Consider the following 22,418-nt stretch of genomic DNA (forward strand, 5'->3'; position numbering starts at 1 on the left):
TCTTCTTTCTTCGCTCAGTAAGCGGGACCCCGGCTCAAGGCCGGGGTGACGAGGGGAGACGGCCTATGCCTTTTGTGATCGGCCATCGCGGCGCCTCCGGCGAGCGGCCGGAACACACGCTCGCCGCCTATGCGCTGGCGTTCGATCAGGGCGCGGACTTCGTCGAACCCGACGTCGTGCCGACGAAAGACGGTCACCTCGTCGCCCGCCACGAGAATGAAATCTCCGGCACCACGGACGTCGCCGACCACCCCGAATTCGCCGTTCGCCGCACGACGAAGACAATCGCCGGCCACACGCTGACCGGCTGGTTCACCGAGGACTTCACCCTCGCCGAGCTCAAGACGCTGCGCGCCCGCGAACGGCTGCCGCAGCTCCGCCCGGCCAACACCGCGTATCGCGACGAGCCCATCGTCACCCTCGACGAACTAATCGCCTATGCCCGTGATCGCGGCCGCGGCGTCGTCGCCGAGATCAAGCATTCCAGCTATTTCGCGTCCATCGGTCTGCCGATCGAGCAGACGCTGGTCGCAACCTTCGCCCGCAACGGCTGGACCCGCCGCGACGATCCGGTCTGGATCGAGAGCTTCGAAGTCGGCAATCTGAAAGCGCTTCGTTCGGCGACCAACCTGAAGCTGGTCCAGTTGCTGGAGGAAAAAGGCGCGCCTGCCGACGGCGGCGCCGAAAGCTACGCGGCGATGACCACGCCCGGGGGTTTGCGGACGATCGCCGGCTATGCCGATGCGATCGGCCCCGCCAAGGCGCTGATCGTCCCGCGCGACCCGGACGGCCGCTCGCTGCCGCCGACGAGTCTGGTGGACGACGCGCACGCCGCCGGCTTGAAGGTCATTCCCTGGACCTTCCGCGCGGAGAACCTGTTCCTTCCGGCCGAACTCCGCACCGGCCCCGATCCCCGCACCCACGGCCGCGGCGCCGACGAACTGCGCATGTTCGCGAGCGCCGGCGTGGACGGCCTGTTCACGGATTTTCCGGGGGAGGCGGTCAAAGCATTTTCCCCTCCCTTCTAGGGAGGGGTTAGGGATGGGTATCGGCCGAAGGCCGAGCAAAACGCCAAAGGCCGAGTGTTGATCGCCTGCGGCGACACCCACCCCCAACCCCTCCCTTTCAGGGAGGGGAGAAAAACCCCTACGGCATCAGCACCGTATCCACGACGTGGATCACGCCGTTCGATTGCATCACGTCCTTGATCGTGACGTCGCTGTTGCCGCCCTTGGCGTCGGTCAGCACCAGCGTGCCGCCCTTCATCCACGCGGTCAGCGGCTCGCCTTCGACCGTGGTCAGCGTCGCCTTGCCGCCACCTGCCTTGATCGCAGCCATCAGGTCCCTGGACGTCATCCGCCCCGGCACCACGTGATAGGTCAGGATCTTGGTCAGCGTGTCCTTGTTCTCGGGCTTGACGAGGGTGTCGACGGTGCCCGCCGGCAGCTTGTTGAACGCGGCGTTGGTCGGCGCGAAGACGGTGAACGGCCCCGCTCCCTTCAGCGTGTCGACCAGGCCCGCCGCCTTCACGGCCGCGACCAGTGTCGTATGATCCTTGGAGTTCACCGCGTTGTCGACGATGTCCTTCGACGGATACATCGCCGCACCGCCGACCATCACGGTCTTTTCGGCCGCATAGGCACCGGAGATCACGAACGCGAGCGAAAGAGCCGCAGCCGCGGCTTTCAGGGTGGTTTTCATTTGTTGTCCCTCTTGCAGATCCGCGGCATCCCTCCCGGTCGCCGCTGAGTCGAGCTACGCAACAAATGTGACGGCGGATGCACCGCCGCGGCTAAATATACGCCTCAAACCGCGGACATGATACCGGTCATCACGACCGGCCCGGTCGGCTGGCCGGTGGGTGAGCCGCCCGCCGGCTCCAGCGACAGCGCCAGCATCACCCCTTTCGCCAGCATCGCGCGATGCTCGGGCCTCACCATCATCGTCGCCGCCGCCTTTTCGGGCACCACGCCCAGCGACCGCGGCTTGCCGTCTGCCGGGATCACCCACAGCTCCGGGGCCTTGCCGCGCGCGTCCATGCCGACCGGGTTCACCACCATCCGGCCCGCGCTCTTGTCATAGGTGATGCTGACGACGCCGCTGCCCTCCTTCGGCGTCAGCGACGCGACCATCATGTGCGCCGGTACGGCCGCCTGCGTCACGGGAACGGTGCCATCCGGCCGTGCGATCACCACGCCAAGCAGGATGGCCGCGGCCGCGCTTGCCGCGAAGGTGGCGAGGCGCCAGCGTCGCGCCGGGTCGGCGGGGGCGACGTCGTTGGCGGGCAGGCGCGCGACGATCCGGTCCCACAGCTGCGGCGGGGGCGCGCGCTCGGGGCCGAGCAGCGGATCGAGCCGCGCGCGCCAGGCATCGACGGCTGCCGCAAAGGCCGGATCGCTCGCCTCGCGCGCACTTGCGTCGGTCAGCCCGAGCGCGTGCTCCGCCGCTTGCAGGTCGTCGTCGTCGGTCATCGGCACAGGCAATCGCGAAGCTTGATCAGCGCGCGGCGGATGCGGCTCTTGATCGTGCCGAGCGGCTCGCCGCTGCGCTCGGCCAGCTCGGAATAGGTCGCGCCTTCCAGAAATGCGGTGCGGATCAGCGCCGCTTCGCCGCCGCCCAGCTCGGCCAGGCAGCCGTGGAGGCGGCGGGCGTCGCTGTCCCGCTCCAGCAGCGCGTCGGCGCGCGGACTCTCGTCCGCCACGCCATAGGCATCGTCGATCGGCGCCGTGCGTCGCGTGCCCCGCGCCCGCAGCCGGTCGATGGCGGCATTGCGCGCGATCGCCGCCAGCCAGGTGATCGGGCTCGCGCGCGACGCGTCGAAGCGGTCGGCGCGCCGCCAGACATTGGCATAGGCTTCCTGCAACGCGTCCTCCGCATCCTGTCCCTCGCCCAAGATACGGCAGCACACCCCGTAAAGTTTCGCCGACGTGCGCTGGTACAGCTCGTGAAACGCGCGCCGGTCGCCCGCGGCAGCGCCGGCAATCGCGCCGACCAGCCGCTCTCGCGCCGCGTCTCCATCCGGCGGAGCCGCCGATCGCACCAGCTCCATGCGCCCGTTCACTCCTCGATTCGAGCGGGGACGGTAACGGATTGCCGTGCGTCCGCAATCCCGGCCGGCCGTTCCCTGAGGCTCGCTTCGACCTGCCTGGCGTGGCGCAGCAGCCGGTCGCCCAGGAAATCGAGCACGATGCGCACTCTCGGCGTGTGGCGCATGCGTTCGTGGGTCAGCAGCCAGACCTCGCGCATGCCGGCCGCCGGCGGCAGGCAGCGGATCAGCGCCTCGTCCAGCTCGGCGACGGTGCAGGGCAGCGCCGCGCAACCCAGGCCCGACCGCACCGCCGAAAGCAGCCCCGTCACTGTGCCGTGCGTCATCGCGATGGCATGCTCCAGGCCATTGTCCTTCAGCCAGGCTGAATAATAGCGGCCGATGCTGCCGCCGCCGCCGCCGATCAGCGGATGCCCCGCCAGCTCGCGCCGGTTGCGCAGCGCGCCATGCGCCTCGGCATAGTCGCGGCTGCAATAGACGGTCCACAGGTCCTCGCCGACCCGCCGCCCGACCAGGCCGCCGCCTTCCAGCTTCTTGGTGATGCGGATCGCGATATCGGCCGCGCCGGCTTCCAGGTCGCGCACTTCTTCGCTGGCGTCGAGTTCGATGACGATGCCGGGATGCAGGTCCCGCAAGTCGCGCAGCATCGGCGGCAGCACCGAAACGACGAACGACTCTTCCGCGGTCAGCCGCACCGTCCCGGTGCCTTCGCGCTTCTGCGCCGCCGCCGTTTCCGCCATCGCCAGCGCCGAGGTCTGGACGTGACGCGCTTCGACAAGCAGCGTCTCGCCCGCGGGCGTCAGCGCATATCCGGCACGGCGCTTGTCGAACAGCTCCAGCCCCAGCGCTTCTTCCAGCGCCGCGATCCGCCGCGCGACTGTCGTCTGGCTGACGCGCAGCGCGCGTCCCGCCGAAAGCGTGCTGCCGCTCTCGGCGACGGCCAGGAAATAGCGCGCGTCGTTCCAGTCGAACATGCGCCCATTCTGCACTTTTGCAGAACGAGTCTGCAACATCGTTGCTAACATCGGGCGCTCGCCGGGCCTAAATACAGTCTCACGTTGGCGCCGACGGCTCCCCTTCGAACCCTGGAGACCCGTCATGAAAACACCGTTCCTGATCCCGCTCGCTCTGCTCAGCATCGCGAGCCCGCTGTCCGCCCAGCCGGTGAGTGCGCGGGCGACGGTCAGCACCGCCGGCCTCGATCTCGGCACCGTCGCCGGCGTGCGCGCGCTCGACCTGCGCATCCTCCACGCCGCGTCGGCGCTGTGCGGAACGTCGTCGGCGGCCGATCCGCGCGGGCCGGCCAGGCTCGATCAATGCCGCGCGGATGTCCGCGCCGCCGCGGCCGCCGCGCGCGACCGCATCGTCCGGCTCGCAGCCGGCGCCGCACCGGTGCTCGTCGCCTCCGGCCGCTGATTCTCCCGAACGTGCAAGGCGGCTTCCGATTCAGGAAAGCCGCCTTGTCTGCTCATCGCTACGCTCGCGAAACAAGTATTCGGATAATCGTGGACAGGTTTCGTCTGGCCGTTGTCGAAATGAAACTTTGCATGTAATCGAATGTTCAATTGAGTGATTAGTCGCGGGCCATGTATTCGCGCCGGTCGCTCGGGAGAACTGGTCGCATGCGCGTGTTTTTCGCGAGGCCTTCGAAAGGCGGGCAGCATTTCGTCGTGGACAGCCGCGGCCGTGCCCGGCTGTCCGAAGCCGGCATCGTCGGCACCAAGGCGGCCGGGCTCGCCGCCGCCTGCGCGCTGCTTGCGGTCGCGCCGGAAACCGGGCCGGGGGCGCGGCTGATCGCGGCGGGCCAGTCGGTCGCGAAAAGCGCGGCCGACTATATCCGCGCGCGGTCCCCGGGCCTGCGGGCCCATGCCGATCTGGTCAAGATAAAGCATCCCCGCGCGGCGCCGCACCGCATCGTCCACGCGGCGCCGCGGCCGCGCCGGCCGGCGCCCGCGCTGCCGATCCTGGCGCCGCCGCCTGCGCCGGTGCCGCTGCTGTTCGAAAGCGCCGAGCTCGCGCCTGGCTTCGTTCCGGTGATCGCGGGGCCAGTGCCGGTCTTTGGCGAGCGGCCCGCCGTCCCCTGCTGCTTCGAAGGCATCAATCCGCCCATTACCACTGCAGTCGGCGGCATCTTCCTGCCGGGCGGAGGAGGCCCGCCGCCACCGCCGCCGTCGATTCCGGAGCCGTCCACCTGGGCGCTGATGATCCTGGGCTTCGGCATCGTCGGAGCGGCCTGGCGCCGCAGGCGGGTGCTGATGCGGATCGTACGCACGCTTCCGATGCTTTGCTGTCAGCGCGTGCTGCTGCTCGCCGATGTACCCGCCGGCTAGGCACCTCGCCCGCTGGGGCCTGCGCGCGGCGACCGCCGTGGCGGTCTTGTTCGGCGTGTCGCAGGTCGGCGCGGACGCCCCGGCCTATATCGCGCCCGCCCTGCGCATCGTCGCGACCCCGGCGCGTCCGCTGCCGCTGGAGGGTGCGCCGCAGCCGGTGGCAAGCCTGCTCGCGGTCGCCGGGCCGATGCGCTATGGCGAGTTCGTCTGGAACGACCGCGACGTGCCGCCCGGCCCGCTCTGGGTGCGGATCGACCGCGATGCCCAGCTGATCTCGGTGTTCCGCGGCGGTGACGAGATCGGCACCGCCGTCATTCTCTATGGCGCCCCCGACAAGCCGACGCCGGCCGGCCGCTATCCGATCCTGGCCAAGGACCGCGACCACCGCTCCAGCCTCTACGACGCGGCGATGCCCTACACGCTGCGGCTGACCGGCGACGGCGTCTCGATCCACGCCAGCAACGTCCGCGAAGGGCGCGCGACCCACGGCTGCATCGGCCTGCCCGAACCGTTCGCGCGAAAGCTGTTCGACCAGGCCCGTGTCGGCGACGCGGTGGTGATCGTCTGATCCGCGCTCAGTGGACGCGCTTCACGAACACGCCGTTGTCGCGCCGTTCGGTCGTGAAGTTCGGCAGGGCGTCGATCAGTTCCGACAGCCGTGCATAGCCATAGGTTCGCGCATCGAACGATGATCGCGCGCTCGCCCGCTGGCCGACTTCCGACAGGCTGGCAAAGCCCCGTTCGTCGCGCTTCGAGGCCTTCACCGCATCGCCCAACAGCTCAACCAGCGCCGGATCGACTTCCGGCTTGTCGGCCGGCGCGGCGTCCTGCGCGTATGCCTCGAGCGCGCCGACATCGATGAAACGGGTGCAGGCCTGGCGAAAGCTCTCCGGCGTCTTGGCCGTGCCGAAACCATAGACGGGCAGCCCGTCCTGCCGGATGCGCATGGCAAGGGGCATGAAGTCGCTGTCGCTCGACATGATGCCGAAGCCTTGGACGGTGCCGCGATGCAACAGGTCCATTGCGTCGATCACCATCTTCATGTCGGTCGCGTTCTTGCCCTTGGTCACGTCGAATTGCTGTTGCGGATCAAGCGCCTGGGCGTGCGTCATCGCCGCCCATCCTTTCAGCGACGCCTTGCTCCAGTTCCCGTAGACCCGCCGCACATTCACCGCGCCCAGCTCGGCAAGCACGGTCAGCACGCCCTCCAGGCTGTCGGGCGACGCATTGTCGGCATCGATCAGCAGGGCGATGTTGGCGGTCGGGGAGGGCGCGGTCATGGCCCTGTTTCGCATTGGCCGGACACCTCCGCAACCGTCGAGCATGTTCGGGTGCGGCGATGGCGACCTCGCAACGCCTTCGGCGACGTACGTCCAGGACAGTCAGCGATGCGCGCAGCCGGCACCCAGGGGCTTGGTCCTGAAGCGTCCTGGTGGCCGGATTATCGCTAAAGCACCGACCAATAGATGTTGCTGTCTCCGTCGACGCCCTTCCAGGCCATGAAGCTGCGTCCGCCCATATCGGCGACTGCCGGGCCGACGGAGGTGCCGACACCTGCCACGGCGGTCTGGCCGCTGAACTCGTTGCCGTCGAAAAGGCTGAACCAGATTTGCTGGTCGCCCTCCACGCCTTTCCAGGTCAGCAGAATCTTGTTGCCGCGCTGGGTGGCGGAGAGAGCGTTGGTCGTGCCGATCGCCAGCGCGATCCCGCCGCCGGTCTCATAAGAGAAATATTCGATCTGTCGCTGCGGTCTCCAGATCGGGTCGTTCGCGAAATCGAAGGACGAATGATAGGCAGTGGCGTCTCCTTCAATGCCCTTCCAGAACATGTGCAAGACGCCGTTGAGCCCGACCAGGGCAGGAGAGTCGGTCGTCCCGATGCCGCGGATGTTCGCTTGCGGCGACCAGCCCTCGTTGCCGTCGTAGCTCGACCAGTAAATGCCGCCGTCGCCATCGACGCCCTTCCAGGCCATGCGGACCTGGCCGGCCACATTCGCGAGCGCCGGCGCCGCGCTGGTGCCGACGCCGGTGATGCGCCGTTGCGGTTCCCAGCCGAAGCCCAGGTTGCGCGTCCAATAAATCCCTTGATCGTCGTGCACGCCTTTCCATGCCATCAGCAGTCCCGTCGCCAACGTCTGGGATCCGGGCACGGGAACCGTGGTGATGGCGGGGCTGAACGAGCAGCCGACGTTGGGAACCCGCTCCTGCGGCGACCAGTTTCCGCCCAAGGTGGAATGATAGATTCCGCTGTCCCCCTCGACGCCCTTCCATACCATGTGCAGGGTTTCCAGACGGGAAGTGAAGTTGACGCTGCTGGTAGTCGCAAGCATCGCGCGATGGCTGGTGCCGCGGTCGCCGAGCCGTTGCTGTGCTTGCCAGCCATAGAGCGCGTTGATCGCCTCTCTCGACTCGGCGTCCACCACCACGCCGGGCGTTGCGAACGGGTACATAAGTCCGTTCGGATTGTTCGAATGGCTCAGGCCCAGCAGATGCCCGATCTCGTGAAGACAGACGCCGAGCAATCTGGTCGGCGACCATGTCTCGTTGAAGTCGAACTGAAGATTGCCTCTGGGCGGATAGCCGGCGGAGGCCAGCACGCCGCCGGCGCCTGTGAACGCCGGATCGACGTTCGTTCCGCCAAAGACGACGCGTACGTCCTCGCCGGTGCCGGGGGGAACGAACCTGAAGGAAAAGAACGGGCACGCGGTCTGCCACAGGCCGAATGCCGCAGCGATGATCGCGGTGGGGTTCGTCGCTGGCGCGCCCGGCGGATTGACCAAGTTCGCCCCCGCCGGATTGATCGATACGCTGAGATTTCCTCGACTCCAGCGGCCGCCGGGAGAGCCCGCGGTCAGCGGCGTCAATCCGCCGCTGCGATCGGGCACGCCGCAAAAGTTCAGCGCCAGAAACTCGGTCAGTGGCGCGAGCCGCTCCAGGTCCTGGAAGCTGAGATTGCTGCTGACCAGTCGATGGCCGGTCACCAGCTCCGCCCGCTTCACAGCCACAATCAGGTCGTCGGGCAACCTGCCATCCTCCGCAATCTCGAACACGGAGTCCTTGTTGAGGAGTCCAGAACCAACAAGTTGTTTCTGAATGGAATTCCAGGTCACAGGAGGCATTGTTCGCTCCTTTTCTCGAAGAGAAAAGAAAAGATGCGCCTCGCGTCGGGCCTTTGCAAATCAATTAGGAGAGAAGGCCAATAGCGAATTCGTGTGCCAACTTGATATAAGTTGGTCAGTCATTTTCATTTAATTGATCCAGATTGGATGTCGGACTTTGCGAAGGCCAGACGGCCGAGTCACCACTGCGCTCGCTGAGCGCGGAGGCCAGGCAGAGAGAGCCGCGGGGGCGCCCCATCTGGTGCCGCCCCCGGATTCTGGGTCGCTAAAGGAGCGGGCAGCAGCCTAGCTGACGCCCCTCAATCCTCGACAAAGCTGAACGCGCTCAACCCCCGTTCCCGGTCGTTGAACAGCAGAGCGCGGCCGGCAGGCGGGGCGCTGCGCTGGGGGCATTGCGGACGGGTGCAGGATCGGCAGCCAAGGCCGATCGGGGTGGCGGCGCCAGTCAGGTCCAGCCCGCGCGCGAGCGCGAGGCTCCCGGCCAGGTCGGCGGTCAGCCCCAGGCCGACCACGAACTCGGCCGAGACCTGCCCGGCGCGCGCGCCCTGCGGATGGACGGTGCGGGCAAGGGTGAACCAGCGCTCCCCCGACTGAAGCTCGACCAGGTCGCGCTCGATCCGCCCCGGCCGGTCGAACGCGTTGTGCAGCCGCCATAAGGGGCAGCGCCCTTCGGCTTCCACCAGCACCGCGCCGCTCGCGCCGGCGTAGCGCTTGCTCGCCTGCCCCGCGCGATCGATCCGGATCATGAAAAACGGGAGCCCGCGCGCGCCGACCCGTTGCAGCGTGGTCAGCCGGTGTGCGACCTGCTCGTACCCGGCGCCGAACCGGCGCTGCAGCAGCTCCACCTCATAGCCGGTCGCCTCGCACGCGCGCAGGAACCGCGCATACGGCATCATCAGCGCGGCCGCGAAATAGGAGGTCAGGTGCCGGCGATAGAGCCGCTCGGCCGCGCGCTCGGCCAGGCCGGCGCCTTTCACCAGCGCGTCGATCTCCGCCCGCGCCTCGATCGCCCCCAGCTGGAACGCCGCCTGGAACGTCCGCGACGCCGGGTCCAGCATTTCCGATAGCTGGAGCTGGCGCGCGTGCAGGTCGAGCCTTCGCAGTGCATCGGGCAGCACTTCGACCGGCAGCACGCGGATGGTCAGGCTATGCTTGACCCGCAGCCGCTCGGCGATCGCCGCATACAGGTCGCCGGCCGACAGCCGCAGCTCGTCCGCCAGCGCCTCCGCGGCCGCATCCAGGTCGGGGAAATGGTTGCGCCAGCGCTCGACCTCGCGCCGCACCGCCGCCAGCGGGTCGTCGCCGGCTGCGGTCGCGGCCGCCCCGCCGCCGATCCGGTCATAGGCGCGCGCAAAGGCTTCGGCGCCGCCGGGCGCCGCGGCCAGCCATTCCTCCAGCTCGGTGCGGTCGATCTCCAGGTCGGCAAACATCGGGTCGCCCAGCCGCCGCCGGATCGCGTCGCCGCCGCCCCCCGGCGCGGCCGCGTTCAGCGCGCGCGGGTCGAAGTCGTAAAGCTCCGTCAGCCGCACCAGCAATTGCGCGGTCAGCGGCCGCTGGTTGCGCTCGATCAGGTTCAGATAGCTCGCCGAAATGCCCAGCTGCTCGGCCATCGCCGCCTGGGACAGCCCGGCCTGTCGCCGAACCTTGCGCACCTGATGCCCCGCGATCAGCTTCGCCATGCTGTCCTACACGCCTGCGTTCCTGCTACGTTCCAGTGTCATGCAACGCACTCTCTTGTCAATAATTTACTTGCGCACGTCCGCGCTGGCTGCGGACGCGAACAGCTTCACGCGAAACCGGTCGGGAATTTTGCTGAATCCATGTTCAACTCGTCCATTTTGCCCATGTCGAGGGAAAGATTTGTAAAGGGATTGCACATGACCGACTTCGCCCATCTCGTCGTCGCGCCCGAGGGCCGGTTCGACGGCATCCGCCGCACCTACACCGCTGCGGACGTCGAGCGGCTGCGCGGTTCGGTGCCGATCGAGCATACGCTTGCCAGGCGGGGCGCGCTGAAGCTGTGGGAGCTGCTGAAGTCGGAACCGTACATCAATGCGCTCGGCGCTCTCAGTGGCAACCAGGCGATGCAGATGGTCCGCGCCGGCCTCAAAGCCATCTACCTCTCCGGCTGGCAAGTCGCGGCCGACGCCAATACCGCCGGCGCCATGTATCCGGACCAGTCGCTCTACCCCGCCAATGCCGGGCCGGAGCTGTGCCGGAAAATCAACCGCACGCTGCAGCGCGCGGACCAGATCGAGCATAGCGAAGGCGGCGCCAAGCGCGACTGGTTCGTGCCGATCGTCGCCGACGCCGAGGCGGGCTTTGGGGGGCCGCTCAACTGCTTCGAGATCATGAAAGCCTATATCGAGGCGGGCGCGGCCGGCGTGCATTTCGAGGACCAGCTCGCTTCCGAAAAGAAGTGCGGCCACTTGGGCGGCAAGGTGCTGATCCCGACCCAGGCGCACATCCGCAACCTCAACGCCGCCCGGCTGGCGGCGGACGTGTGCGGCGTGCCGACCGTCCTCGTCGCCCGCACCGATGCGGAATCAGCGAAGCTGATCACCTCCGACGTCGACGAGCGTGACCATGAATTCCTGACCGGCGAGCGCACGCCCGAGGGCTTCTTCCGTCTGAAGGAGGGCACCGGCGTCGATTACTGCATCAAGCGCGGCATCGCCTTTGCCGAGCACGCCGATCTCTTGTGGTGGGAAACCAGCCACCCCAATCTCGAGGACGCCAGGCGTTTCGCCGAGGCCGTGCAGAAGGCGCACCCGGGTAAGATGATGGCCTATAATTGCTCGCCCTCGTTCAACTGGGAAGCGAAGCTCGACAAGGACACGATCGCGAAGTTCCAGCGCGAGCTCGGCGCGATGGGCTACAAATTCCAGTTCGTGACGCTCGCCGGCTTCCACCAGCTCAATCACGGCATGTTCGAGCTGGCGCGCGGCTATAAGGACCGCGGCATGGCCGCCTATTCGGAGCTCCAGCAGGCCGAATTCGCGGCCGAAGCCGCCGGCTACACCGCCACCCGCCACCAGCGCGAAGTTGGCACCGGCTATTTCGACCTCGTCGCCCAGGCGGTGTCGGGCGGCGCGGCGTCGACGACCGCGCTCGCCGAAAGCACCGAAGCCGCCCAGTTCAAAAAGGACGCGGCGTGACCCTCAACCCTCTCCCTCAGGGGAGAGGGTCGACTCGCGCCTGCGGGCGCGAGCGGGGAGAGGGTCCTGTGGTACAGCGCTCGGCCCCTCTCCCGGCTGAGCTTCGCTCAGCCTGCCCTCTCCCCTGCAGGGAGAGGGCTGTCCTACAGGCCATGATCCTGCTTAGAAGGCCCCATGCACGCCCGCACACCCCACCGCCTCCGTTCCATCCTCGGCGGATCGGCGGGGAACCTGGTCGAATGGTATGACTGGTACGCGTACAGCGCCTTCACCCTCTACTTCGCCCACGCCTTCTTCCCGGCAGAGGACCGCACCGCCCAGCTGCTGAGCGCCGCCGCGGTGTTCGCGGTCGGCTTCCTGATGCGCCCGATCGGCGGCTGGCTGATGGGCGTTTATGCCGACCGCCAGGGCCGCAAGGCGGGCCTGACCCTGTCTGTCTCGCTGATGTGCGCGGGCTCGCTCGCGATCGCGGTGACGCCCACCTATGCGCAGATCGGCCCGCTCGCGCCGCTGATCCTGGTCGTCGCCCGCATGGTCCAGGGCCTCAGCCTCGGCGGCGAATACGGCGCCAGCGCGACCTACCTCTCGGAAATGGCGGGCCGGAAGCACCGCGGTTTCTGGTCGAGCTTCCAATATGTGACCCTGATCGCCGGCCAGCTCACCGCGCTCGCACTACTGCTGGTCATCCGATCGGTGCTGACCAAGGACGACATGTTCGCCTGGGGCTGGCGCATTCCGTTCCTGGTCGGCGGTACGCTCGCGGTCATCGTCTTCTGGATCCGCCGCCGCCTCGCCGAGACCGAATCGTTCGAGAACGCGAAAGCCACCGATGCGCCGCGCTCGACCGCGCTCGCGCTGTTCCGCGACCATCCGCGCGAGGCATTCACGGTCATGGCGCTCACCGCCGGCGGCACGCTCGCCTTTTATGCCTATTCGATCTACCTGCAGAAATTCCTCGCCAACACCTCGGGGTTCAGCCCCGCGACGGCAAGCGCGATCATGGCCGCCGCCCTGCTGCTGTTCATGTGCGTCCAGCCGCTGGCGGGCGCCTTGTCCGACCGGATCGGCCGCAAGCCGCTGATGATCGGCTTCGGCGTGCTGGGCCTCGTCTTCACCTGGCCGATCTTCACGACCCTGGAGACGGTGCGTGACCCCTGGATGGCCTTCGCGATCGTCTGCGCCGCGCTGCTGATCGTGACCGGCTACACCTCGATCAACGCGGTGGTGAAGGCCGAGCTCTTCCCCGCCCATATCCGCGCGCTCGGCGTCGCTTTCCCCTACGCGCTCGCCAACACGCTCTTCGGCGGCACCGCCGAAGCGGTCGCCCTCTGGCTCAAGGACCAGGGCCTCGAACGCGGCTTCTACGCCTATGTCGCCGCGCTGATCGGCCTGTCCCTGATCGTCTACCTCCGCATGCCCGAAACCCGCGACCAGAGCCGGATCGTGGAGGATTAAGCGAGGTGCTGGCGGAACCAGTCGGCCATCTGAGCCTCGGTCAACTCGCCCGCTGCGAGCGCAAGGAAAGCTACGACCACCTCAGGGTCGGTTGCCGTCAGATCGTAGCCATTCAGGTTCAGAAAAGCTTCGCTGACGACCGCTGCCGTGCGCTTGTTGCCGTCTACAAAGGGATGGTTTCGCGCCAGGCCGAAGGCGTACGCGGCCGCCAGCGCGGCTGCATCCGGTTCGCCATAAGCGGCCAGGCTGAGCGGTCTGGAGAGCGCGCTTTCCAGCAATGCTTCGTCCCGAACCCCGTCTCCGCCGCCGTGTTCGGCGATCTGGGCGCGGTGCGCCGCAAGGGCGGCGTCAACGCCGACCCAAATCCATTGAGCCATCTACTTCGCCAATTCGCGAAGGGCTCGTTTTCTACGCTCCATGACAGCACGCGCCGCCGCCATTTGGGCCTCGAAGTCAGCCTCGAACGGCTTCAGCCGGATTCCGTCGTCGTTGGTCTCGACGGAAATCATCCCGCCCGGCTCGGCATGCAGCTTGGCAAGCAGATCCCGCGGGAGGATCACGCCCGCGGAGTTTCCGATCTTAACGACCTTCAGCGGCTTGTTCATACCATCGTTATAACAGAAGGGCGGCCCCGGTTCAAACCGACGCCGCCCCGATCTGCTCCATTCCAGACTGGCTTACGCCTTCACGTCCGCCTTGGCGCCCTTCTTCTTGGGCTTCTTCGGCGGGGCGGCGACGATCTCGAAGGCGAGGGCCTCGTCCTTCAGGTGGACCTTCACTTCGCCGCCATGGACCAGCTTGCCGAACAGCAGCTCTTCCGCGAGCGGCTGCTTGACCTTTTCCTGGATCAGCCGGCCCATCGGGCGGGCGCCGTAGAGCTTGTCATAGCCCTTCGCGGTCAGCCACGTCTTGGCGTCGTCGTCGAGCTGGATGTGCACGTCGCGGTCGGCCAGCTGCAGCTCCAGCTGCAGGATGAACTTGTCGACCACGCGGGCAACCACTTCCGGCGGCAGATAGCCGAACGGCACGATCGCATCGAGGCGGTTGCGGAACTCCGGCGTGAACATCCGCTTGACCGCTTCCTCGTCCTCGCCCTCGCGGCTGGAAACGCCGAAGCCCAGCGCCTCGCGCGCCATGTCCGACGCGCCGGCATTGGTGGTCATGATCAGGATCGTGTTCCTGAAATCGACCGTCTTGCCGTGGTGGTCGGTCAGCTTGCCGTTGTCCATCACCTGAAGGAGGATGTTGAACAGGTCCGGGTGCGCCTTCTCGATCTCGTCGAGCAGCAGCACCGAATGGGGCTGCTGGTCGACCGCGTCGGTCAAGAGCCCGCCCTGATCATAGCCGACATAGCCCGGAGGCGCGCCGATCAGCCGGCTGACCGAGTGGCGCTCCATATATTCGGACATGTCGAACCGCTGGAGCGGAATGCCCATGATCGAGGCGAGCTGGCGCGCGACCTCGGTCTTGCCGACGCCGGTCGGGCCGGTGAACAGGTAATTGCCAATCGGCTTGTCGGGATCGCGCAGGCCGGCACGGCTAAGCTTGATCGCCGACGACAGCTTCTCGATCGCGATATCCTGGCCGAACACGACCCGCTTCAGGTCGGTTTCCAGGCTTTCGAGGCTCTTCTTGTCGTCGGCGGACACGCTCTTCGGCGGAATGCGCGCCATCGTCGCGATCACCGCCTCGATCTCCTTCGAGGTGATCGTTTTCTTGCGCTTGTTCGGCGCCACCAGCATCTGCATCGCCCCGACTTCGTCGATCACGTCGATCGCCTTGTCGGGCAGCTTGCGGTCGTTGATGTAGCGCGCCGAGAGTTCCACCGCCGACTTGATCGCGTCGGGCGTGTACTTGACGCTGTGATGGTTCTCGAACGCCGAGCGCAAGCCGGCGAGGATCTTGATCGTGTCCTCGACCGTCGGCTCGTTCACGTCGATCTTCTGGAAGCGCCGCAGCAGCGCGCGGTCCTTCTCGAAGTGGTTGCGGAACTCCTTGTAGGTGGTCGAGCCGATGCAGCGGATCACGCCGCCCGACAGCGCCGGCTTCAACAGGTTCGACGCGTCCATCGCGCCGCCCGAGGTCGCGCCGGCGCCGATCACCGTGTGGATCTCGTCGATGAACAGGATCGCGTGCGGCAGCTTCTCGAGCTCGCCCACCACCGCCTTCAGCCGCTCCTCGAAGTCGCCGCGATAACGCGTGCCGGCCAGCAGCGCGCCCATGTCGAGCGCGTAGATGACGGCGGGCTTCAGCACTTCGGGCACGTCGCCCTCGACGATCTTGCGCGCCAGTCCTTCCGCGATCGCGGTCTTGCCGACGCCCGGATCGCCCACATAGAGCGGATTGTTCTTGGACCGGCGGCAGAGGATCTGGATCGTCCGGTCGACCTCCGGGCCGCGGCCGATCAGCGGATCGACCTTGCCGTCCTTGGCCTTGGCGTTGAGATCGACGCAGAACTGCTTCAGCGCGCTCTCGTTCTTCTGCTTGCCTTCGGCCTTCTGGGTCTTTTCCTCTTCCGCGCCCTTCACTTCGCGCGTCTCCGGGGGCGTGCCGCCCTTGCCGACGCCGTGGCTGATATAGCTGACCGCATCGAGACGGCTCATGTCCTGCTGCTGGAGGAAATAGACGGCGTAGCTCTCGCGCTCGGAAAACAGCGCGACGAGCACGTTCGCGCCGGTCACTTCATCGCGGCCGGACGACTGCACGTGCAGGATCGCGCGCTGGACGACGCGCTGGAAGCCGCTGGTCGGCGACGGATCGGTCTCGCCCTCGACGCGCAGCGCCTCGAGCTCGGTATCCAGATAATGGGTGACCGCGTCCTTCAGCTCGCCCAGATCGACGCCGCAGGCGACCATCACCTTGGATGCATCGCTGTCGTCGGTCAGCGCGAGAAGAAGATGCTCGAGCGTCGCATATTCGTGGCGGCGGCTGGACGCCTGCGTCAGCGCCTTGTGCAGCGTGGTCTCGAGCGCGGGGGCAAAAGAGGGCATTCAGGTTACTCCTGGGGCCCGGCGGGTGCCGGGCACCGCTTCTGTCCTAATGTCGGAGACGGTCTTCCGTTCATCAACCCCGGCATATTACCGTCTCCATCGGCCCGCCGCTGTGACAAAGGGCACCGCGCCGAGTCATCGCTTGAATAGAGCGTCAGCGCTTGCGCGGTGGTTAACCGCGCGTTCGATCTTGCCTTTGGCGCGCGCGATCTCGCCTTCCAGCGCGGCGATCCGGGCCTGCAGCTCTTCGACCGACATCGGATCGAGGTCCTGCTTCAGCAGCATAACCAGCGGATCCCCCGGATTTTTCGGCAGGATATCGTCCAGGTCCATGACCGGAACGTTGACCCGCTACGCCCCCAAGTCAATTAGGGCGCTCACGCTTTCTGGGGATGACTGTGATCGATTTGCCCAAGATGATGATCGCGATCGACCCGGAGACGCCCGGCGGGCCCGAGGTGCTGAAGCCCGTCGAGCGCCCCGTGCCGAGCCCCGGCGAAGGCGAGGTGCTGATCAAGGTGGCGGCCGCGGGAGTCAATCGCCCCGACGTGCTGCAGCGCCAGGGCGGCTACCCGCCGCCCCCGGGCGCGCCTTCGATCCCGGGCCTGGAAGTCGCCGGGCAGGTCGTCGCGGCCAGCGGCCTGGCCGAAGAGGCGCTGATCGGCCAGCCGGTCTGCGCCTTGATCCCCGGCGGCGGCTATGCCGAATATGCGGTCGCCCCCGCCGGCTCGTGCCTGATCGTGCCCGAAGCGCTGACGTTGGTCGAAGCGGCGGCGATGCCGGAGACACTGTTCACCGTCTGGGTGAACCTGTTCGAGCGCGCGTTCGTCGGCGACGGCGATGCGGTGCTGCTCCATGGCGGCACCAGCGGCATCGGCACGATGGCGATCAGCCTTTCCAGGCTGTTCGGCCTCAGGATGATCGTCACCTGCGGATCGGACGAGAAATGCGCGCGCGCCCTGGAGCTCGGCGCGGAACACGCGATCAACTACAAGACGCAGGACTTCGTCGCCGAAACCAAGCAGGCCACCGGCGGCAAAGGGGTGCAGGCGGTGATCGACATGGTCGGCGGCGACTATCTGTCGCGCAATCTCGAATGCCTGGCGGAGGAAGGCCGGCACGTCTCGATCGCGGTCCAGCGCGGGGCTACGGCCGAAATCCCGATCTTCGACATCATGCGCCGCCGCCTGACCCTGACCGGATCGACGCTCCGTCCCCGTTCCCGGGAGTTCAAGCAGCTGGTCGCCGACGAGCTCGACCGGATGGTCTGGCCGCACGTGCGGGCCGGCCGGCTGAAGCCCGTCATCGACTCCACGTTTCCTCTGGCCGAGGCCGCCCAGGCGCACGCCCGGATGGATGCGGGCGACCATGTCGGCAAGATCGTGCTGACGGTGGGTGGATAAGCGAGGCTTATCGGCGGTTCGTCGAAACTGATTGGCGTGGACGCCGTCCCCATGACAGCGCCGGCCCGCACAGGAGGGCGATATGGACGGGCAGCTGATCCTTCACGAAGACGCGCGGTCGGGCAATTGCTACAAGATCCGGCTGACGGCCGCGCATCTCGACGTGCCGCTGACCCGGCACAATTACGATATCATGCGCGGCGAAACCCGTACGCCCGCGTTCCTCGGCACCGTGAACGCCAATGGCCGCATCCCCGTCCTTCAGGTCGGCGACCGCTTCCTTCCGGAAAGCAATGCCGCCTGCTTCTGGCTCGCCGACGGATCGCACCTGATCCCGCATGACCGCTTCGCCCGCGCCGACATGCTGCACTGGATGTTCTGGGAACAATATAATCACGAGCCCAACGTCGCGACGTTGCGCTTCTGGCGCGTGTTCGTCGGTGAGGACCGGCTGACGGAGGCGCAGCAGGTGCAATTGCCTGCCAAGCGGACCGCGGGCGAGGCGGCGCTTCGTCTGATGGACGAGCATCTGGCCGGTCGCGACTGGTTCGCCGGCGGCGCCTTCAGCCTCGCCGACATCTGCCTCTATGCCTATACGCACGTTGCTGAAGACGGCGGGTTCGACCTTGGCGCCTACCCGCATGTCGGCCGCTGGCTCGCCGCAGTGGCGGCCTTGCCGGGGCATATCGCAATGGAGCCCGAAGCGGCGCTGGCTGCCTAGCCGAGCAGGCGCTGCGCCTCGGCGCAGTCGCGTTCGATCTGCGCCTTCAGTGCGTCGAGGCTGTCGAATTTCTCTTCCGGCCGCAGCCAGCGGTGCAGCTCGACCTCGATCGTTTGTCCGTAGAGATCGCCCGGGTCGCCGAAGAAATACGGCTCGAGCAGTTCCTTCGGTGGATCGAAGCTTGGCCGAATCCCCAGATTGGCCGCTCCATCCATCACGCGCCCGTCCGGCAGCCGCCCGCGCACGGCATAAACGCCGTAGCGGGGGCGCAGATAGCGATCGAGATCGATGTTCGCGGTCGGATAGCCGATCGTGCGGCCAAGCTTGGCGCCGTGCTGCACCACGCCCTCGATCGCGAACGGCCGCGTCAGCAGGCGCTCGGCCGTGGCGCAATCGCCGGCCTGCAGCGCCTCGCGGATGCGACTGGAAGAGACCGGTTCGCCGTCGAGGGCGACCGGCGCCACCGCTTCGGCGAACAGGCCGTCCCTGGCGGCAAGCTCGGCCAGGACGGCGGCATCGCCGGAACGGCCCTTGCCGAATGTGAAGTCCTCGCCGGTCACCACGCCCGCGGCGCCGATCAGCCCGACCAGCCGCTCCGCTACGAATGCCTCGGCCGAAAGCCCGGCCAGCGCGGCATCGAAGTGGAAGACGACCATCGCATCGGCGCCCGCTGCGGCGAACAGTCGCTGGCGCTGGTCGAGCGTGGTCAGGCGGAACGGCGGCGCGTCGGGCTGGAAGAAGCGCACCGGGTGCGGGTCGAACGTCGCCACCAGGGCAGGCCGGCCCTCGGCTCGCGCGCGTGCGATCGCGCGGCCCGCAACAGCTTGATGGCCAAGGTGAAATCCGTCGAAATTGCCAAGCGCGACGACTCCGCCGCGCAAGCTCGCCGGAACCGCCGAGCCGCCGTCCAGCCGCTCCATGGCCGCGGGCTATAGTGATTCGCCCGCCCGCTTGGAAGCAGCGCCGACGAGTCGAAGCGCACTGACGATGAGCTGAAAAGTTCCCGCCATTCATCGGAACTTGGGTTCGAGTCGCCGCACGACGGATGACTCGGGAAGCGGCCCTTCCCTACAGCGCTGTCAGCGAGAGCGGGGACACTCTTTACAATGAAATTCGGTCGCAGCGCCGTGTTTGGCGCCACTTTGTTGTTTGCTTCGATGTTTGGGATCACGCCGGCCAGCGCTCAGTTCTGGCAGTGCGTGCCCTATGCGCGGATGATTTCCGGCATCGATATCCACGGCAACGCCGGCACCTGGTGGGACCAGGCGGCGGGCCGCTATGATCGCGGTCATGCGCCGGAAGTCGGCAGCGTGATGGTGCTGAAGCCGCACGGCAAAATGACCATCGGCCATGTCGCGATGGTGAGCGGTATCGTGTCCGATCGCGAGATCACGGTCACCCACGCCAATTGGTCGCGGCCGGGCGGCATCGAAAAGGACGTCCGCGTCGTCGACGTCTCGCCCGAGGGCGACTGGAGCGAAGTGAAGGTCTGGTACGCCGGGGTCGACGATCTGGGCGGCACGACCTACCCCACGTTCGGCTTTATCTATCCGAAGAGCGCGCCGGTGCAGTATGCCGACGCATCAGGCGGCGCCGGTTCGCGCGGCGCCGCCCTCAACTAAGCTTTAATAGCGATCGCAGACGCGGACCCGGCGCCAGCGGCCGCGCCAATCGTCCCACTGCCGGTCGGTCCAGCAACGCCGCGGCGCGTAGTACGAACCGTAGCCATAGCCATAGGGCTGGGCATAATAGCCGTCGCCATAGCCGCCATAGCCATAGGCATAGGGCCGGCCGTAATAGCCACCGCCATAATAGCCATCACCATAATAGCCACGGTGCGAACTCGATCCGATCGCCGCACCCAGCGCGAGGCCCAGCGCGCCGGCGCCGAGCGCCAGGCCGGCCCGGTCCCCACGATGACCATAATAACGATGATGCCATTGCGCATCGGCCGGCGTCGACGCGGCCAGCAAGGTCGCGCCGGCGAGCAGACCGGCGGTGAGTTTGGTGGAAAGTTTCACCCTCTGTCTCCTTCGACAACACATGGAATCGACGCGGGGCAAGCCCTACGGTTCCAACGTGCCCCAAATAGCTAAGTGCATCTTAACCTTGGCGGAACAGTGCGTTCAGGAAGCAGCAGCCCGGAATCGGGCGAGGCCGGCGGCAAGATCGGCGATCAGATCGTCGGGATCTTCCAGGCCGATGTGCAGCCGCACCAGCAGGCCCTCGGCGGACCAGGGCACGGCGCTGCGAAGCGGGGCCGGATCGGCCGGGACGACGAGGCTTTCGAAGCCGCCCCAGCTGAAGCCGATGCCGAACAGCCGAAGCCCGTCGATCAGTGCCGCGCGGGCAGCATCGTCGCCGCCGTTCAGCACGACCCCGAACAGGCCCGAAGCGCCGGTAAAGTCGCGCGCCCAGGTCTCGTGCCCCGGACAGTCGGGCAGCGCCGGATGAAGCACGCGCGCAATCTCCGGCTGCTCGCCAAGCCAGCGGGCGACCTTCAGCGCACTCGCCTGATGCTGCGCCAGCCGTACGCCCATCGTGCGCAGGCCGCGGCTCCCGAGCCAGGCATCGTCCGGCGCGGCGTGCTGGCCGAGCTGGTAGGTGGTCTGCCGCAGCTTGCTCCAGGCTGACGGTGCCGCCGTCACCGATCCCAGCATCGCGTCCGAATGGCCGACGACATATTTGGTGCAGGCGAGGATCGACAGGTCGACGCCCTTTTCGATCGCGCGGAAATAGAGCGGCGTCGCCCATGTGTTGTCGAGCAAGGTCGTTACGCCGCGGGCCCTGGCCGCCGCGCAGATCGCCGGCACGTCCTGCACTTCGAAGGTCAGACTGCCGGGGCTTTCCATGAACACCGCGCGGGTGTTCTCGCCGATCATGCCGGCGATGCCGGCGCCCACCAGCGGGTCATAGAAGCGCGTGGTGACGCCGAGGCGCTTGAGCAGGCCGCCGCACAGCGCGCGCGTCGGCTCATAGGCGCTGTCGACCATCAGCAGCTCGTCGCCGGGCTTCAGCACCGCCAGCAACGCCGTCGCGACCGCGGCCACGCCCGACGGGTAAAGCAGCGTCGCCTCCGCGCCGGGCTCGAGCTCGGTCAGCGCGTCCGCCAGCGACCACTGCGTCGGCGTGCCGCGGCGGCCGTAATAGAGCCGGTGGTGCGTGTCCTTCTGCCGTTCCTTCAGGTCGGCGACATTGTCGTACAGGATCGTCGATGCCCGCCACACCGGCGGATTGACGATCCCTTGCGTCCACTCCGCCCGTCGCCCGGCGGTGACGAGCGTGGTGGCCGGCTGCTGTTCCGCGTCGCGTTCGCCTTCGCTCACGCCGCGGCGCCGAGTTCCTTGGGCGTGGAGGCGTCCGCGCCCCATTCGCTCCATGATCCGTCGTACAGCGCCGCGTCCTTGCCCAGCAGGTGCAGCCCGAACAGCAGCACGGATGCGGTGATGCCGGAGCCGCACGTGGTCACGACCGGCTTGTCGAGATCGATGCCGGCCTGTTCGAAGGCGCGGCGCAGGTCGTCGCCGCGCTTGTAGGTGCCGTCGGCGTTGAACAGCTGCGTGTAGGGCAGGTTTTTCGATCCCGGGATATGGCCCGGCTGCACGCCCGCGCGTTCGGCGACCTGGCCAGCGAAGCGATCGGCGCCGCGCGCATCGAGCACTTGCTCGGCCTTGCTGCCCACATTTGCCTTCATCTGGTCGAGCGAGCGCACGCCCTTGGAATCCGCCCAGGCGGTGAAGTGGCGGTGGCGGACGTTGGGCTTGCCGCTTTCGACCGGCCGCGATTCCGCGCGCCACTTGGCGAGCCCGCCGTCGAGGATTGCCACGTCATGCGCGCCGAACGTGCGGAGCATCCACCACGCCCGCGCCGCCGTCTTGTAGGGCGACTGGTCGTAGATCACGATGCGGCTGCCGTCGCCCAGGCCCAGCGATTGCATCCGGCTCGCGAACTTTTCGGCGGAGGGCAGCATGTTGGGAAGCGAGCTGTGGCTGTCGGCCAGCTCCGCCAGGTCCATAAAGACCGCGCCCGGAATGTGCGCTTGCTCGTAAGCGGCGGCGGCGTCGCCTTCGCCCGGCATCAGCCAGGTGGCATCGACGACGCGCAGATCGAAGGCGTTCAGTTCCTTTTCCAGCCAGTCGGTCGAAACCAGGGCGTCCATGCGCGTTCCTCCGTGTCTCGCGTTTTGCTTAGTCAAAG

At 67.3% G+C, this 22,418-nt stretch carries 24 protein-coding genes; 9 read left to right on the forward strand and 15 right to left on the reverse strand.

What is annotated here, in order from left to right; translation table 11 throughout:
• Window positions 1-65: 65 nt before the first annotated feature.
• On the forward strand, window positions 66-1,028 hold the full coding sequence (locus SCH01S_RS12510) for a glycerophosphodiester phosphodiesterase (RefSeq protein ID WP_046349155.1): 963 nt from the start codon (window positions 66-68) through the stop codon (window positions 1,026-1,028).
• A gap of 118 nt (window positions 1,029-1,146) precedes the next feature.
• On the opposite strand, the gene SCH01S_RS12515 is transcribed toward SCH01S_RS12510, so the two are convergent.
• The 4 genes from SCH01S_RS12515 to SCH01S_RS12530 all read right to left on the reverse strand — a co-directional run bounded on the left by SCH01S_RS12515 (window position 1,147) and on the right by SCH01S_RS12530 (window position 4,020).
• Window positions 1,147-1,701 (reverse strand): fasciclin domain-containing protein, encoded by a 555-nt coding sequence (locus SCH01S_RS12515; RefSeq protein WP_046349156.1) that lies wholly within the window; start codon window positions 1,699-1,701, stop codon window positions 1,147-1,149.
• 104 nt (window positions 1,702-1,805) lie between these two features.
• Entirely contained in the window at window positions 1,806-2,471 is a 666-nt protein-coding gene (locus tag SCH01S_RS12520; RefSeq protein ID WP_046349351.1) for an anti-sigma factor, read from the reverse strand.
• Entirely contained in the window at window positions 2,468-3,049 is a 582-nt protein-coding gene (locus SCH01S_RS12525; RefSeq protein ID WP_046349157.1) for a sigma-70 family RNA polymerase sigma factor, read from the reverse strand. The genes SCH01S_RS12520 and SCH01S_RS12525 overlap by 4 nt, the downstream gene beginning before the upstream one ends.
• An 8-nt stretch (window positions 3,050-3,057) precedes the next feature.
• Window positions 3,058-4,020, reverse strand: a complete 963-nt coding sequence (locus SCH01S_RS12530) for a LysR family transcriptional regulator (protein WP_084689560.1) — start codon at window positions 4,018-4,020, stop codon at window positions 3,058-3,060.
• Window positions 4,021-4,144: 124 nt separating this feature from the next.
• On the opposite strand from SCH01S_RS12530, the gene SCH01S_RS12535 reads away from it, so the two are divergent.
• The 3 genes from SCH01S_RS12535 to SCH01S_RS12545 all read left to right on the forward strand — a co-directional run bounded on the left by SCH01S_RS12535 (window position 4,145) and on the right by SCH01S_RS12545 (window position 5,944).
• Window positions 4,145-4,462, forward strand: coding sequence for a UrcA family protein (locus SCH01S_RS12535; RefSeq protein WP_046349158.1), 318 nt, complete (start codon window positions 4,145-4,147; stop codon window positions 4,460-4,462).
• Window positions 4,463-4,668: 206 nt separating this feature from the next.
• The gene (locus tag SCH01S_RS12540; RefSeq protein WP_046349159.1) at window positions 4,669-5,376 is read left to right on the forward strand and encodes a PEPxxWA-CTERM sorting domain-containing protein; all 708 of its coding nucleotides are present in this window, start codon (window positions 4,669-4,671) and stop codon (window positions 5,374-5,376) included.
• Window positions 5,360-5,944, forward strand: coding sequence for a L,D-transpeptidase family protein (locus SCH01S_RS12545; RefSeq protein WP_046349160.1), 585 nt, complete (start codon window positions 5,360-5,362; stop codon window positions 5,942-5,944). The genes SCH01S_RS12540 and SCH01S_RS12545 overlap by 17 nt, the downstream gene beginning before the upstream one ends.
• Window positions 5,945-5,951: 7 nt before the next feature.
• Here the strand turns inward: SCH01S_RS12545 and SCH01S_RS12550 are convergent, their stop codons facing one another.
• The 3 genes from SCH01S_RS12550 to SCH01S_RS12560 form a co-directional block, all read right to left on the reverse strand.
• On the reverse strand, window positions 5,952-6,656 hold the full coding sequence (locus SCH01S_RS12550; RefSeq protein ID WP_046349161.1) for an NYN domain-containing protein: 705 nt from the start codon (window positions 6,654-6,656) through the stop codon (window positions 5,952-5,954).
• 167 nt (window positions 6,657-6,823) lie between these two features.
• Complete coding sequence (locus SCH01S_RS12555; protein ID WP_046349162.1) at window positions 6,824-8,425, reverse strand: matrixin family metalloprotease; 1,602 nt, start codon at window positions 8,423-8,425, stop codon at window positions 6,824-6,826.
• A gap of 368 nt (window positions 8,426-8,793) precedes the next feature.
• Window positions 8,794-10,173: a helix-turn-helix domain-containing protein gene (locus tag SCH01S_RS12560; RefSeq protein WP_046349163.1), complete on the reverse strand. Its 1,380-nt coding sequence runs from the start codon at window positions 10,171-10,173 to the stop codon at window positions 8,794-8,796.
• A gap of 198 nt (window positions 10,174-10,371) precedes the next feature.
• Here SCH01S_RS12560 and aceA point away from each other — a divergent pair, with 198 nt between their 5' ends.
• Together aceA and SCH01S_RS12570 are read left to right on the forward strand one after the other, a co-directional pair.
• Window positions 10,372-11,652 carry an isocitrate lyase gene (gene aceA / locus SCH01S_RS12565; RefSeq protein WP_046349164.1) on the forward strand — a complete coding sequence of 427 codons (1,281 nt, stop codon included), beginning with the start codon at window positions 10,372-10,374 and terminating at the stop codon, window positions 11,650-11,652.
• Between the two features lie 174 nt (window positions 11,653-11,826).
• Window positions 11,827-13,107 (forward strand): MFS transporter, encoded by a 1,281-nt coding sequence (locus tag SCH01S_RS12570; protein WP_046349165.1) that lies wholly within the window; start codon window positions 11,827-11,829, stop codon window positions 13,105-13,107.
• Here SCH01S_RS12570 and SCH01S_RS12575 read toward each other — a convergent pair.
• The 4 genes from SCH01S_RS12575 to SCH01S_RS12590 form a co-directional block, all read right to left on the reverse strand.
• A complete protein-coding gene (locus SCH01S_RS12575; RefSeq protein WP_046349166.1) occupies window positions 13,104-13,484 on the reverse strand; it encodes a type II toxin-antitoxin system death-on-curing family toxin in 381 nt (126 codons plus the stop codon). The two genes, SCH01S_RS12570 and SCH01S_RS12575, sit on opposite strands and share 4 nt — an antisense overlap.
• Window positions 13,485-13,712: an AbrB/MazE/SpoVT family DNA-binding domain-containing protein gene (locus SCH01S_RS12580; RefSeq protein ID WP_046349167.1), complete on the reverse strand. Its 228-nt coding sequence runs from the start codon at window positions 13,710-13,712 to the stop codon at window positions 13,485-13,487.
• A 72-nt stretch (window positions 13,713-13,784) separates the two neighbouring features.
• Entirely contained in the window at window positions 13,785-16,097 is a 2,313-nt protein-coding gene (gene clpA / locus SCH01S_RS12585) for an ATP-dependent Clp protease ATP-binding subunit ClpA (protein WP_046349168.1), read from the reverse strand.
• 135 nt (window positions 16,098-16,232) lie between these two features.
• Window positions 16,233-16,430 carry a DUF1192 domain-containing protein gene (locus tag SCH01S_RS12590; protein WP_046349169.1) on the reverse strand — a complete coding sequence of 66 codons (198 nt, stop codon included), beginning with the start codon at window positions 16,428-16,430 and terminating at the stop codon, window positions 16,233-16,235.
• 86 nt (window positions 16,431-16,516) lie between these two features.
• On the opposite strand from SCH01S_RS12590, the gene SCH01S_RS12595 reads away from it, so the two are divergent.
• A complete protein-coding gene (locus SCH01S_RS12595; RefSeq protein WP_046349353.1) occupies window positions 16,517-17,500 on the forward strand; it encodes an NAD(P)H-quinone oxidoreductase in 984 nt (327 codons plus the stop codon).
• 82 nt (window positions 17,501-17,582) lie between these two features.
• Window positions 17,583-18,221 (forward strand): glutathione S-transferase family protein, encoded by a 639-nt coding sequence (locus SCH01S_RS12600; protein WP_046349170.1) that lies wholly within the window; start codon window positions 17,583-17,585, stop codon window positions 18,219-18,221.
• Here the strand turns inward: SCH01S_RS12600 and SCH01S_RS12605 are convergent.
• Window positions 18,218-19,141 (reverse strand): bifunctional riboflavin kinase/FAD synthetase, encoded by a 924-nt coding sequence (locus tag SCH01S_RS12605; protein ID WP_046349171.1) that lies wholly within the window; start codon window positions 19,139-19,141, stop codon window positions 18,218-18,220. The genes SCH01S_RS12600 and SCH01S_RS12605 overlap by 4 nt on opposite strands.
• Before the next feature lie 237 nt (window positions 19,142-19,378).
• On the opposite strand from SCH01S_RS12605, the gene SCH01S_RS12610 reads away from it, so the two are divergent.
• Window positions 19,379-19,843: a CHAP domain-containing protein gene (locus SCH01S_RS12610; RefSeq protein ID WP_046349354.1), complete on the forward strand. Its 465-nt coding sequence runs from the start codon at window positions 19,379-19,381 to the stop codon at window positions 19,841-19,843.
• A 3-nt stretch (window positions 19,844-19,846) separates the two neighbouring features.
• Here SCH01S_RS12610 and SCH01S_RS12615 read toward each other — a convergent pair whose 3' ends face one another.
• The 3 genes from SCH01S_RS12615 to sseA form a co-directional block, all read right to left on the reverse strand.
• Window positions 19,847-20,242 carry a hypothetical protein gene (locus tag SCH01S_RS12615; protein ID WP_052733930.1) on the reverse strand — a complete coding sequence of 132 codons (396 nt, stop codon included), beginning with the start codon at window positions 20,240-20,242 and terminating at the stop codon, window positions 19,847-19,849.
• A 105-nt stretch (window positions 20,243-20,347) separates the two neighbouring features.
• Window positions 20,348-21,592, reverse strand: a complete 1,245-nt coding sequence (gene metC / locus SCH01S_RS12620; protein ID WP_084689564.1) for a cystathionine beta-lyase — start codon at window positions 21,590-21,592, stop codon at window positions 20,348-20,350.
• Complete coding sequence (gene sseA, locus SCH01S_RS12625; protein ID WP_046349174.1) at window positions 21,544-22,380, reverse strand: 3-mercaptopyruvate sulfurtransferase; 837 nt, start codon at window positions 22,378-22,380, stop codon at window positions 21,544-21,546. Before sseA ends, metC begins: the two co-directional genes overlap by 49 nt.
• Window positions 22,381-22,418: the final 38 nt, after the last annotated feature.

This window comes from Sphingomonas changbaiensis NBRC 104936 (assembly GCF_000974765.1).
Lineage (GTDB): Bacteria > Pseudomonadota > Alphaproteobacteria > Sphingomonadales > Sphingomonadaceae > Sphingomonas_B > Sphingomonas_B changbaiensis.